General features: G+C 50.5%; 7 protein-coding genes and 1 pseudogene. 1 reads left to right on the top strand and 7 read right to left on the bottom strand.

Going from position 1 to position 13,163, the window contains the following annotated elements:
• The 6 genes and pseudogenes from ACYVI1_RS17640 to ACYVI1_RS17615 all read right to left on the bottom strand — a co-directional run.
• A pseudogene (locus tag ACYVI1_RS17640) lies at positions 1-122 on the bottom strand (IS5/IS1182 family transposase); the annotation flags it as partial.
• Between the two features lie 56 nt (positions 123-178).
• The gene (locus ACYVI1_RS17635) at positions 179-697 is read right to left on the bottom strand and encodes a hypothetical protein (protein WP_460912050.1); all 519 of its coding nucleotides are present in this window, start codon (positions 695-697) and stop codon (positions 179-181) included.
• 384 nt (positions 698-1,081) lie between these two features.
• Positions 1,082-2,530 carry a SusD/RagB family nutrient-binding outer membrane lipoprotein gene (locus ACYVI1_RS17630; protein ID WP_460912049.1) on the bottom strand — a complete coding sequence of 483 codons (1,449 nt, stop codon included), beginning with the start codon at positions 2,528-2,530 and terminating at the stop codon, positions 1,082-1,084.
• Between the two features lie 96 nt (positions 2,531-2,626).
• Positions 2,627-5,830 (bottom strand): SusC/RagA family TonB-linked outer membrane protein, encoded by a 3,204-nt coding sequence (locus ACYVI1_RS17625; RefSeq protein ID WP_460912048.1) that lies wholly within the window; start codon positions 5,828-5,830, stop codon positions 2,627-2,629.
• 338 nt (positions 5,831-6,168) lie between these two features.
• A complete protein-coding gene (locus ACYVI1_RS17620; protein WP_460912047.1) occupies positions 6,169-7,656 on the bottom strand; it encodes a glycoside hydrolase family 130 protein in 1,488 nt (495 codons plus the stop codon).
• Positions 7,657-7,761: 105 nt separating this feature from the next.
• Positions 7,762-10,125 (bottom strand): glycosyltransferase family 4 protein, encoded by a 2,364-nt coding sequence (locus ACYVI1_RS17615; protein WP_460912046.1) that lies wholly within the window; start codon positions 10,123-10,125, stop codon positions 7,762-7,764.
• A 251-nt stretch (positions 10,126-10,376) separates the two neighbouring features.
• On the opposite strand from ACYVI1_RS17615, the gene ACYVI1_RS17610 reads away from it, so the two are divergent.
• Positions 10,377-12,767: an efflux RND transporter permease subunit gene (locus tag ACYVI1_RS17610; protein WP_460912045.1), complete on the top strand. Its 2,391-nt coding sequence runs from the start codon at positions 10,377-10,379 to the stop codon at positions 12,765-12,767.
• Between the two features lie 46 nt (positions 12,768-12,813).
• Here ACYVI1_RS17610 and ACYVI1_RS17605 read toward each other — a convergent pair whose 3' ends face one another.
• Positions 12,814-13,116 (bottom strand): DUF4286 family protein, encoded by a 303-nt coding sequence (locus tag ACYVI1_RS17605; RefSeq protein ID WP_460912044.1) that lies wholly within the window; start codon positions 13,114-13,116, stop codon positions 12,814-12,816.
• Positions 13,117-13,163: the final 47 nt, after the last annotated feature.

Here is a 13,163-nt window from a genome sequence, read left to right as displayed (position 1 = left end):
CACAGAACAGCATTGATAAACAGCCGATTATCTTTTGCTGATTGACCCACGTGGCCCACTCGGCCTGGGAGTAGATGGGCGATTCGTTCCCACTGCTGGTCGGTAATTTCATAACGGCGCATGGTGCAAAGATGAAACGCTTGGCTAACTTTACCTAACTGTCAACACGCCCTATTTATCAATACGTTGGTTTGTTTTTCAGGTCAGTGCCTGTCTCGGCAATGTCCTCTTCGCGTTCTTTCTGGGCATCCTCAGAATCATCCGCTTTCTCACTGTCAGCATTCTGCTCTTTAGCGGCCTTTTGCGCGTTCGGAACCGGCACTTTGTCGGCAGAACCGTAATCATCGGGGCCGCTCGTGGTTACGTCGACCATGGTCGTGTTTGTTTTCTTTCCGTCGGCCACGGCCGATTCCAGCCCTTCCTGAGTTACTTCCATCGTGCTGTTGTCCATATCACCCATGCGGAGTACACCGTTTTTGCTGTCCATATCGGTGCTGGCAACACCCCGATTGTTCCGTCCATCCTGCCCACCCCGTACCTGCAGGCTGTCGAGACCGTTGGCCGAATTTTCCTGCTCAACGTTATTTTTATTGTCTTCGATTGGCCGGTCTATATCGGTGTCATCGGTCCCGAATGGCCCTTCACTACGACCGGTTATCTGCGCGTCATCGCGTTCTGCGTCTTTTTCGTCTTTCATGGGTTGAGCCGATTGATTGTATAGATTAACTCGGTTTTCGCTAAAAAGTTTGAGACTTTACAGGCTGGTTCATCTACCGCATAATCAATATAGCTACCGAAAAATATACTTTGATGTAGATAAACTATGATTCCACAAAGATTACTGCTTACTTTCTCACCTAAATCTGTTGGTAACTTGGGTAAGGTGTTTGTTAGCACGTTTTCTGTGGAGATGCCCGAAGGTACCTTGTCTTATCAGCACAAACAGGTTTACTAAACGATTGCACTTAATAGTTGGATAAAGCGTAATGCAGAAAGCGGGCCGATGCTATCGGTCCGCTTTTTTTACGACAAAAAAGGCCCGGCTTTTTCAAACCGGGCCTTTTTGAGCCTATAACCTGATTTATTGTTTATCCCACCAAACACGGGTGTACTGATCGTCTTTCCCTTGCCGGGCTGTTACCTCAGCATAGTTTTTCGCATTCAGCGTTGTTTCCGTTACCGGATACGCTAACCGGCGGGGGATAGCCGTGCCGCCATTCAGGGGGTTAGCGGCTGGTTTCAAAACAGGATAGCCCGTCCGGCGCCATTCGTTCCAGGCTTCCGTTCCCTGAGCAAACAAGGCAATCCAGCGTTGGTTGCCAATTTTTTCAAGAGCGGTTGCATCCGTATAGGCTACGTCTGGCTTGGCAATATAGGTTGTGTAGGCCGCTTCCGTATAGCCGCTGCCCATCCATTGCTGGAGAGACGCTTTAACGGCTGTTTCATACAGCATTTTAGCATCACCGGTTGTCCAGCCTAATTTGGCCGCTTCGGCTTGGGCAAACAGTATTTCAGCATAGGTCAACACATTGACAGGCGAACTTTGCTGAGTCAACATATTGCCTGCCAGCGAAAAATCCTGCGCTTTGCCTGGTGAGGGGAAAACAGCATAGGGAACGCCAACGTATTCGCCTTTCTGATTGGTAGTTGCCAGATATGGCAAACGCGGATCACCCACCTTTTTCAGGAAGTCCACGAATGTGTTGCTAACGCCAAAGTCTTTTCGATTTGAGACTGTGTAGTTATCATAAAGTGCATTTTGATTGTTAGCGTCCGCTAAGTACTTATACTGCACGTTATCGCTGTTGGCTGTAAATACGCCATCGGTCAGGGCCGCATTAAACTCCGTTTTGCCTTTGGCCGGGTCTACTTTTGATAACCGCAAAGCCGCAATTAACCGCAGTGAATTAGCGAACTTCTTATAGCGGGTTGCATCCCCATTCAGCAGAACGTCGCCTACAACAGCCTTACCGCCATCAAACTGAGCAGCGGCCTCCTTCCATTCTTTAAACAGGTCATTGTAGATGTCCTGTTGCTTATCGAAAGTGGGCGAGAAATTAGTGCTTCCCTTGAGTGCCTGCGTGTAGGGCACGTCGCCCCAACGGTCCGTAATAAACTGAAAGAAATAGGCTTTTAGAATACGTGCCGCAGCAATCTGGTTCGCATTCGACCCGTTGGAGGATGAGGCAAGCTTCGTCGCTTCATTAGTGTTCAGGTCGATGATCTGCTGAAGATTATTCAGCGGCCCTGTATACAATCCATTATAGGTGAAGTTGACTGTTTTGTAGCGGGACTCCTCAATATACGTTATATCAGATAATTGCTGAACATACAGCGCGGGAGCACTATTAAACGCGCCTGGACCAACCTGGTTGTTAATTGTGCCTACGTTTCGGATGGCCCCCGTGAACAAACTGGCCGTGTTAGGCGCCGATGGATTGTTGGGATTAACATTTATGTTCCCAAAATCATTACAGGCAACTGTCGTGATCAGCAGACCAGCGAACAGGGCAATTGTATGGTTTTTCATTCGTGACAAAGTTGTTTATGAAAGTGATGTATAGAGAGCGATTTGTCTGTATAGTAAACGTATTTACCCGGCAAATAGTCCTCTTTATCTATCAATTTAGAAGCCTAATCGAAGGTTAACCCCAAACGAGCGAACCGGCGGTAACTGACCCCCTTCGTACCAGATCGTTTCCGACTCGGAGATGTCGATGCCTCCACCAACAGCACTGTAGATCAGCACCGGATTACGGGCGATGAACGAAATGTTCGCCGATTTAGCCCAGTTGCCCAGCATCCGTTTTGGAAAATTGAAACCGATAGCTACTTCGCGCAGTTTAACGTAGGTTTTGTCATAAATCCAACGCTCGTTGAGGGCAAACAACCAGCCTTCATATAGATTCTGGGCATCTACCCGAATCGTGTTCTGTTTGCCATCTTCTGTCACGCCATCGAGCAGAACACCACCGCCCGTGGCTGGATCGTCGCGTACTGGCTTACCGAGTTCGTTCAGACCAGCCGTTTCAGCCGCCAGGCCCGAACCAGCATTAAACATTTTGGTGGTCGAGAAGAATTTTCCCCCAACTACGAAGTCCGTATTGACCCGCAATGACAGGTTTTTGTAGGTAAACGTGTTCAGCAGGCCTCCTTTGAATTTGGGCAGTACCGAACCCAGCTTAACGTTATCTTCTTTCACATACAGCCCTGCATTGGCTCCCGAACTGTAAATCAAATTCTTTCCGTTTGCATCTTTCTTGATACCCTGGCCCGTTAGCAAGCCCCAATCCTCTCCTTTACGTGCGTTCAGGGTGAGGGTGCGCCACTGTGGCCCGTCGATCAGGTAGTTGTCCTGTCCTTCAATCAGGTTAACCACTTTCGTGCGGTTACGGTCAGCATTGATGTCGAACTCCCAGGTGAAGCCGTTCGGGTTCTTGATGGGGCTGGCGTAAATGTGCAGTTCAAGGCCACTGGTTTGAATTAGACCGGCGTTGACAACTGCGTTAAGATAGCCACTCGTTGGAGCCACCGGCAGCGGAATAATCTGGTTTTTATTGTCATTCTGGTAAGCCGTGAATTCAAAGCCCAGCCGATTACCCAGGAACCGCATGTCGATGCCGCCTTCATAGGATGACGACAGACCGGGCAGCAGGTTTGTGTTTGGCAGCGTACCCGGCAGGAACGACGTTGAGTTGTTGCCATAAGACGTACCGGTAGCATAGGCCAATGACGTTTGATAGGGGCCTACATCCGTACCAACCTGGGCATAGCCTGCCCGAATTTTACCATACGACAATACGTTGTTTTTTGGAATAAATTCGGTGAAAATCAAGCCTGCCGACACCGACGGATACAGGTACGAGTTATTGCCAGCCGGCAGGGTCGATGACCAGTCGTTCCGGATAGACGCTTCCACAAAAACAAAATCGCGGAAGCCAAGACTTACGTTACCAAATACGCTGTTGACCTGGCGCTCATATAGGTAATTGTTCGACAGCGGGCGACCCACGGAGCCAGCGATGTTGTAGAAACCCGGTGCCGAAAGCCCGCCCACCGTTGCCTGGAAGAGAGCATCCGAACGATTATAGCGAACGTTTCCACCGGCATTGGCCACAATGGACAGGTCTCTGATATCCTGATTATAATTAACCAGCACTTCGTAGTTGTTTTCAACCGCGTTGGCGCCCAGCGTCGAGAAGGCTCCCAGGCCACCCGCGTTCAGCGTGCCATTGGCAATCCGGGCTTCCTGATAGAAGTTCGTCTGGTCCCGGCGAACGGTAGCTGATGCCTTAAGCGAAGGCAAAAACTGGTACGACAGGCCAATATCCCCGAACAGACGCGTGCTGCGGTTGGTGTTGGTATTTTCGTAGGCTTGCGTGTAAGGGCTGTCCCAATATTTTGGCCGGGAGTCTGTTGGCCCGCCAATGTTCCAGCTCCGGAAGGTGCCATCGGGATTTTTGTAATCGCGCAGGTCTTCGATGCGTATCTGCCGCTGAAACCACTGATTAAACGAACCAATTGTTTGATTGTAGCCGTTCAGGGTGGTATTGCTAATGCCAATCGGACTGTTCTGGGGCGTTGTACCACCACTCGATCCGTACCGGTCGGCAGGCTGGTTAATGGTGCGCGTCGAGGTATAGTTGATGTTCAGGTTCGACGTCAACTTTTGGGCAAACCGAATTGTGTTTTTACTGCTGATGTAATCCCGGCTCTGCGATGAGTTAGGAATAATCCCATTGTTGATGATGTGCGTGTAGGAAATCCGGCTCTGAAAATCATCGGTACCCCGCGAGAACGCAATGTTGGTGTTGTTGCTGATGGGTTTCTCAAAGAAGTCCCGCACGTTGTTTGGCTGGGCTTCGTAGGGTGTCAACTGACCAAAACCCGGACCCGGCTGCCACGAAGCGGCTGACCGGTGTGGCTGACCATCTAATTTAGGACCCCAACTTTCGTCGGCCGAATAATCCAGAATCCGTTGCCCGTTGAAGGCAGACCAGGCCGCCGGGTGAAGTTTAGGATCGAACGCAAACGTCTCAAATGCCTGCTCATAACCACCACCATATTCGTTCTGGTACTGCGGCAACAGGGCCACCTGGTCGATGGTGGTGCTGTGGTTGATGTCCAGCCGGGTTTCGCCTGCTTTTGCCCGTTTGGTAGTGATCACGATAACGCCCGCCGAAGCCCGGTTACCATATAATGCTGTTGCCGAGGGGCCTTTCAGCACCGTCAGGTTGTCAACATCGTCCATGTTCACCTGACTGATGTCGGTTGGTGTGCCATCGACAATATACAGCGGATCGCTACCGGTCAGGGAATTGACCCCCCGAATACGGATGTTCGGGTTACCGAATTTAGCGCCCGACTGACCCAGGATCTGTACACCCGCTACTTTGCCGGCAAGTGCGTTTCCGACGTTCTGGTCGCGGGCGAAGTTCAGCTTATCAGCTTTAACTTCCTGAACCGAGTAGTTGAGCGCTTTTTTGTCGCGCGAGATACCCAGCGCCGTCACGACGACTTCCTGCAACTGCGATGCGTCAGGAATTAATTTTACGTCGACAACCGATTGATTCCCAATGGGCACCTCCTGCCGAACAAACCCAATAAAGGAATAAATTACGGCGTTGGCATTACTGGGTACACTCAAACTGTAGGTACCATTCCCGTCAGTTGTCGTTCCGCGTGTTGTGCCTTTTACCGAGATGTTAACCCCCGGTAGCGGAGAGCTGTCTTCCGAAGAAGTGATGGTTCCAGTGATGACCCGGTCCTGAGCCAGCAATGGAATAGCGAATAAACACAGCATGAGCTGTGTTAGTAGAAATTTACACATAACGATAGTTTAAGTTAAGAAGTGATATGCAAGCATAACGCTTTATCAAATATACAATACTTAATTCAACAAATAATGTTTGGTTACAGCCCGTAATTACTCAGTTTTAGGGAGAGATGTTCTTTAAGTATGCAAACAATATTTTGCCTTTGTGGTTGGCACAGTTGATTTACAGTATTTATTACTCCTAATTTTTTGAATACACGTATAATATTTTATTAACAGTATGTTAACGAATAAGTATTATTCGCTAAGCAATTATTTGTTGACTAATAATTTTTATGCTTATTTTTTTATCTATACCAGGCTTGGGCCGGGTGCGGTTTGCAGAAGAGCCGCTACCCTGCCTGCCCGGTAGCCACTGTTTCCAGATTTTTCTGACCTGTTAGTTCGGCTAAGAGTTCATTTACGTTTACTGTTGCAAAACTACTGGCGTAGTCGGCCATGGCGTAGGGAATAATCAGCTCGCCATTGTTAATCAGGCCACCGCAGCTATAGACCACATTCGGTACGTAGCCCTCACGCTCGTTTTCGTCGGGACTTAAAATAGGTTCTTTAGTCCGGCCAATCACTTTGCCGGGATCGTTGAGATCGAGCAGAAATGCCCCGATGGCATATTTTCGCATCGGGCCAACCCCGTGGCTCAGGACCAGCCAGCCCGCTTCGGTTTCGATGGGTGAACCACAGTTGCCAAGCTGCACGTATTCCCAGTGATAGGTCGGTTTAAGAAGCAGTTCTTTGGTCTGCCAGAAATAAAGGTCATCGGAGTACATCAGGTAAATATTCTCACCATCCTGCCGCGAGATCATGGCGTATTTGCCCCCGATCTTACGCGGGAACATGGCCATGCCTTTGTTGGAAACCTCGGCTCCGTTGAGAGTGCTGACACTGAAATGCGTAAAATCTCTGGTTTCGACCAATTGTGGGAAGGTTACGCGCCCGTTATAGGCGGTGTAGGTAGCATAATAAACTATATCCCCATTATCGTCGGTAAACTGCACGAAGCGAGCGTCTTCGATGCCATTGGTTTCGTTGGGCGAAGTCGGAAAGATGCACCGCTCGTCTAAACTCTGGTCGTCTTCAAAGTGAATTTCGTAGTTCGATTTTGCCAGTGCCAGCAGGCCACTGGCGATGGTTTCGTACTCGGCGTTGTAGCGATACTGCGCCGACACCCGTTTTATCTGCGCTTCGAGTTCGGCTAAGCTAAACTCATCGCCGAGGCCCACCATCATCTTTTCCTGAATGCTGTTTTCCAACCGAAGTTCATACAGTTTACGCTCAAACTGTACCCGCTCGAACCGATGATTCTGAACTACGTCCGGAGCCGTTACATAACGGGATGGTTTCCGCAGTACAATCTTACCCGTCTCATCAATGTAGCCCATCCGAAACGAGATCGACGAAACGTGTCCTTCACCGGTGGCCCGCAAACTGAGAATGAAGCGTTTATAGCCGGGTGGCACATTCGTCTGGTCGGGGTGCCAGATCATAGATGGGTTGAACAGCGCGGCTGATTCGAGCGAATATTCCATCGTGAAGTAAGCGCCCAGCAACAGCTTGCGCTCTTTGGTGAGGGGTTCGTCGGTCAGCAACTGCGACTTAATCTGTTCGAACCGCTGCAGCAGAAACCGTTCGAGTTTATAGTGCCGCCCGCCGAATTCACGAATGACTTCATCAAGTTTATCGTCGGCTTCCTGATCGGTCATGCTGCCTACCCGCGCAATGGTTTTCAGGGTGCGGGTGGTGCCCAGTTCAAACGGACGAAATAAAACACGAGTGGGGTCGGGCCGCAACACGATACCGGTGCGGGTGGCTTTTAGGCTCATCAAATTCAAGTTGTAGAGTTCACACCTGTAAAGTTATAAAGTTGTCGAGTTGCTCCGGCATATTGCCTGGCAACTCGACAACTTTATAACTTTACAAGGCCGAAATCACCCTGCCATTAAGCTTGGCATGGCCACATTAACCGGCTTTGCATCCGGGCGTTTTTTCTGTACGGTATACAACTCAGCCAACGCCAGCAGATACGACAGCGTCGATTCAGCTCCCTGATTCTGATTAACCCGGTCGATATGCAACCCATCGCGGCAACCGCCAGTCTGCTGATCGTAGAGCGGCAATCCTAAATCGTTCAAACCCGCAAACCACTTAAAAATCCGAATAGCCGTGCGATGCCATTCATCATTGCCGGTCACCTCGAAAGCTGCCAAACAGGCCGACATGGTACTTTGAGCTTCGAGTGGCTGCTGATCGAAAAAAGCTCTTGGCTGGCCTTTTGTATAAAATCCATTGGAGCCAATGGGCTGAAAATGACCAAGTTTAGCTGTTTGCAAATCAACAAGCCACCGCAGCGAAGCCAGGCCGGTTTGTACAAATCGCTCATCGCCAGATCGGATGAACGCATGAACCAGCACGGCATTATCATAACTGAGTGTATTCTCAAACCAGGGCCAGTCGTCGGTTGATGTTTCGGTGTATCGAAACATTAGTTTATTGAGTAGTTGGCGCTGAATAGTTTTGGCTAACCGGTCGTCGTTGAATTTTTTCTGGTACTCATAGATACCCAGCAATGAAAATGCCCAGGCTCGGGGCGATGTCATGCTTACGATACCAGGCAGCACTTTTTCCAGCAAACTCATGGCCCATGTCACCACATTTCGGTCGGTTGTCCGGCCAATGCAGGCACCCAGCGCCCAGATAGTCCGGCCTGTGCTGTCGTCGGAGCCAAACTCTTCGAGCCAGCGCCGGTCGTAGCTCATAAAATTACGGAAGCGCCGGTAGTCATCCGCGTAGGCATGGTTGATAAATGCACAATAATTATCGGCAGCCTGTGCCAGCTTGCGTTCGCCCAGCCCGGTTTCCTGCAGCATCAGGGCCAGAATCAGGGCACGGGCGTTGTCGTCGGTACAGTAGCCTTCTTCATAAAAAGGGAGGTGATGGCGGGCATGCTGGACAATACCGGTCGAGTCGGTGAGCCGAAACAGATGGTCGAGCCGAAGGGTGGGCAATTTGAACGCGGCACTGCTGTGAGCGCCCATGGTGTAGGGTACCTGACTATTGATGGTACTCATGCGTTCGTGTCTTGCCTTGGCAAATGAATGCGCGTAGGCCTGAATAACCTGCTCCCAGATCATCTCGCGGCCCATCATGTAGGCTTTTTTTCGCATGGCATGACGCATTTGCTCGTCGGTAAGCAGGTTAACGACTTCGTTAGCTATGGCGTCCGAATCACCAAAAGGCACCAGCACACCCCGGCCATCGGCCAGGAGTTCTTCGGCATGCCAGTAGGGTGTCGATACAACGGCTTTACCGCAGCCAAAGGCATACGACAGCGTTCCCGACGTAATCTGCGCCGGGTTCAGGTAGGGTGTAATGTAGATGTCGGCGGCTCCCAGGTACTCGCGCAGGTCGTCTAACTCAACAAATTGATTGTAGAACCGAATGTGGTCGCGAACTCCGCAGTCGGCGGCTAATTTCTTAAGGCTGTTGCGATACGCTTCGCCTTCGTGTTTCAGCAGGTTCGGGTGGGTAGCTCCCAGCACCATATACACCACGTTGGGATGCTGTTCGACAATGCGGGGCAATGCCCGGATTACGTTCTCAATCCCTTTGTTGGGCGACAGCAGTCCAAACGTCAGCAGGGTTTGTTTGCCTTCCATCCCGAATTTATCCTTGTAGAAATGCGGATCCACGAACGGCATATCGGGGATTCCATGCGGGATCAGGTCGATTTTCGATTCGGGAACTTCGTAGATATTGATCAGGAAATCGCGTCCTTTCTCCGACATGCAGATCACCCGCGACGACAAATCGGCAATGCTTTTCAGCACGAGCAATTGCTCTTCATTCGGGTCTTTCAGGATAGTATGGAAGGTCGTGACAACGGGCATGGTCAGGTTACGCAGCAGGGTGAGCACATAACTTCCTGCCGAACCGCCATAGATGCCGTATTCGTGTTGCAGACAAACCACATCAACATCTTTTGAATTCAGGAATTCGGCGGCTTTCCGATAGGCTTCCTGATCGTGCTGGTAGAAATCGTACCGAACCTCGCCGGGGTAATCGTAGCCCTCCGTCGTATCGTTAACCGACACCACCAGGGCGCGGGACTTCGGAATAAAGGTGTTGTAGGATTGGTAGAGATCGGATGTGAACGTAGCAATACCACACTGCCGGGGCAGATAATCGCCAATGAAAGCGACATGCTTCGGATTGTGCGCCCAAACGGCTGAATCTGATCCACCACGCCCGGCTTCATCGGGCGTAGAGTGTCCATTAAACGTAGGAGAAATCATAGTCGCTGAGTTAATCATATATAGAAAGGAAACACAATAGTCTGTGAATATAAGCCACTTATAAGCCGTTTTGTTTATTCTGACCAAATAGGTTAGGCAGATACGCGGCAACTCGCCCCTGAATACAAACTATTATCCAACTAAACCTTCATTTTACCCTATAATTTATGGTGAGCCCCCGTCTGCTCCCTGAATTCCCCAAAGGCCATCGTTTTTACGTACCTTGCGGCCTTATTCTGCGTTAATCAGGCATGATCTGGCACCGTATCTCCTCGTTTATTTTAACAAATAGAATCGCTTTAGTTGCTGTTGTGTTATTGGGTACGGCGTTCATGGGCTACCAGGCCAGTAAGGTCAAACTATCCTACGAACTGGCTAAAATTTTGCCCGTTACCGACCCCGATTATCAGCGTTACGAAGCCTTTAAATCGCGGTTTGGACAGGACGGCAGCGTGATGGTGCTGGGTATTGAAACGGATAGTATGTATCAGCCTGGTTTCTTCAATGACTGGTATGCACTCAGCCAGAAAATCCGGCGCATTGGGGGCATTAAAGATGTGGTGTCCAATGCCAGTCTCTACACGATCATTCGTGACGACTCAGCGCATACGTTTCGCATCCGGCCTTTGGTACCGCGCCCATTAACGACCCAGGCCGGGGTCGACAGTTTCCGCACCCAAATTGCCGCCCTGCCTTTTTACCGGGGTTTAGTAGCCGACAGCAGCGGACGGGCGCACCTGATGGCCATTACCTTCGACCAGAAGGTCGTGAATACCAGGAACCGGATTTCACTCGTCCGGCAGGTTGAAGCCGTGGCCGATTCGTTCGGCAGGCGACACGCGCTGCTTAGCCCCGATGGATTGCGAGGTGGAACAGTGCATATGTCGGGGATGCCATTCATCCGCACCGAGTTTACGGCGAAAGTCAGCAAAGAGATGACCCTGTTTATGGGGCTTGCTTTTTTGGTGACGGGCCTGATTCTGTTTTATTTCTTCCGTTCGCTCACCGTGGTGCTAACCGCATTATCGGTGGTGGGTGTGGGCGTCATCTGGGCAACGGGCTACATTGTCCTGTTCGGCTACGACATTACCCTGCTGACGGGTTTAATCCCCCCCCTGATTATTGTCATTGGCGTGCCAAACGCTATTTTTCTGCTGAATCGCTACCACGAGGAACTTAACCGACGGCATAACCAGACGACGGCTTTAACCATTGCTACCGAGAAGGTTGGCGAAACGACCTTCTTTGCCAATGTGACCACGAGTATCGGTTTTTTCGTATTTTATTTTACCGGAAGTCCACTCCTGCTGCAATTTGGTATAGTGGCCGCTTTTGGCATCATGACCACCTATGCTGTTTCCCTCATTCTGATTCCCATTATTTTCAGTTACCTGCCCGTTCCTTCGCCGAAACAGCGCGGTCATCTGGAGCGTAAGTACGTGAGCGGTTTCCTGACGTGGGTGAACCATCTGGTACGCACCCGCCGAACGGCCATCTATACGTTCATTGCCCTCGTGACGGTCGTTTCCGTAGTGGGTGCGTTGCAAATTAATCCCATTGGCTATGTGGTGGATGATTTGCCGAAAAATGACCCGATCTATACCGATCTGAAGTTTATCGAAAGCCGGTTTAAAGGCGTGATGCCGTTTGAGGTGAGTGTCGACGCCAAACGCCCCGGTCGCGTGCTGACTCCGCAGACCTTAACTAAAATCAAATTGCTGGAGCGCGAATTCAGTAACTACACTGAGTTTACGCGACCACTCTCCTTAGTGGAGGCCATCAAGTTTTTTTACCAGGCCTATCGTGGGGGCGACCCGAAATATTATGCCCTGCCGGGTGCGCTGGAACTGAACCAGTTAGCAAATTATGCGCCCCAGCTAAAAGGCGCCAAGAATGCCGGTGGCGGGCTGGCGTTTAAGGCGTATTTAGACAGCACGTTCCGCTACACCCGCATCAGTTTTCAGATGCCCGATGTAGGCACGGTTCGCACCACGCAACTGTTAAATGAACTCCAGCCCAAAGCCGATTCTATTTTCAACATCGACCGGGCAACGGGTAAGCGCGTCGCGGCTGCTGAGCAGTACGACGTCCATATCACGGGAAACAGTGTGGTGTTCACGCGGGGGAACGATTACCTGCTGAAAAATCTGGCCGAGAGCACTGTGCTGGCCGTTGTGCTGGTTTCGGTCATTCTGATCCTTCTCCTGCGCGACGTTCGGTTAAGTCTGATTGCCATTCTGCCCAGTGTGGTTCCGCTCATCGTGACGGCTGGTATTATGGGCTTTGCGGGCATTCACCTCAAACCTTCAACCATCCTGATTTTCAGCATTGCCTTCGGTATCTCCTCGGATGGGACCATTTATTTCATCACCAAATACCGCGACGAACTCCGCAATAAGACGATGAGTTTGGACCGGGCCGTTTCGGAAACCATCCGCTATACGGGCATCAGTATGTTCTACACGGCTCTGATTCTGTTTGCAGGCTTCGCCATTTTTGCCGCGTCCACGTTTCAGGGCACGGTGGCGCTGGGCATTCTGGTGTCCATCACCCTGCTCATGGGCATGGCCTCCAACCTGATTCTGCTCCCGGCATTTTTGCTGACAGTGGATAAACGAAGGAAAAGAATGAATAATGAATAATGGCCAGCGTTCATTATTCATTATTCATTATCCATTATTCATTCCTTCAAGCTTCCTCCAGCAACGTGTCGAACGAAATAAACTGATTACTGAAGCGGTGCTGAATACGGTGACGTAACGCATCGGCATGGATTTCCTGAAAGGTCGTGTACGCTTCCATCGTGCTGAAGTCAAGCTGAATGGAAAAGGTAATGCCTCCATTGTCGAGTTCGGTGAGCAGGCGCAAGACCCGGTGACTTACGGGCAGTTCGGTCGCCATAGCGGCTGGCAGATAGAACCGCTTCATCCATCGAAGCCAGTCTTCAGCAACTTCTTCAGCCACGCTATAGGTCGTATTGTAAAGAATCATAGAGGTCAAACAAGCAATTGTCAGTGTAAGTTGGCGGTTTGGTTGTT

It is taken from the genome of Spirosoma areae, from assembly GCF_054781775.1.
Note: the sequence above shows the minus strand (reverse complement) of the source record. Positions and strands in the feature narration are given on the sequence as shown.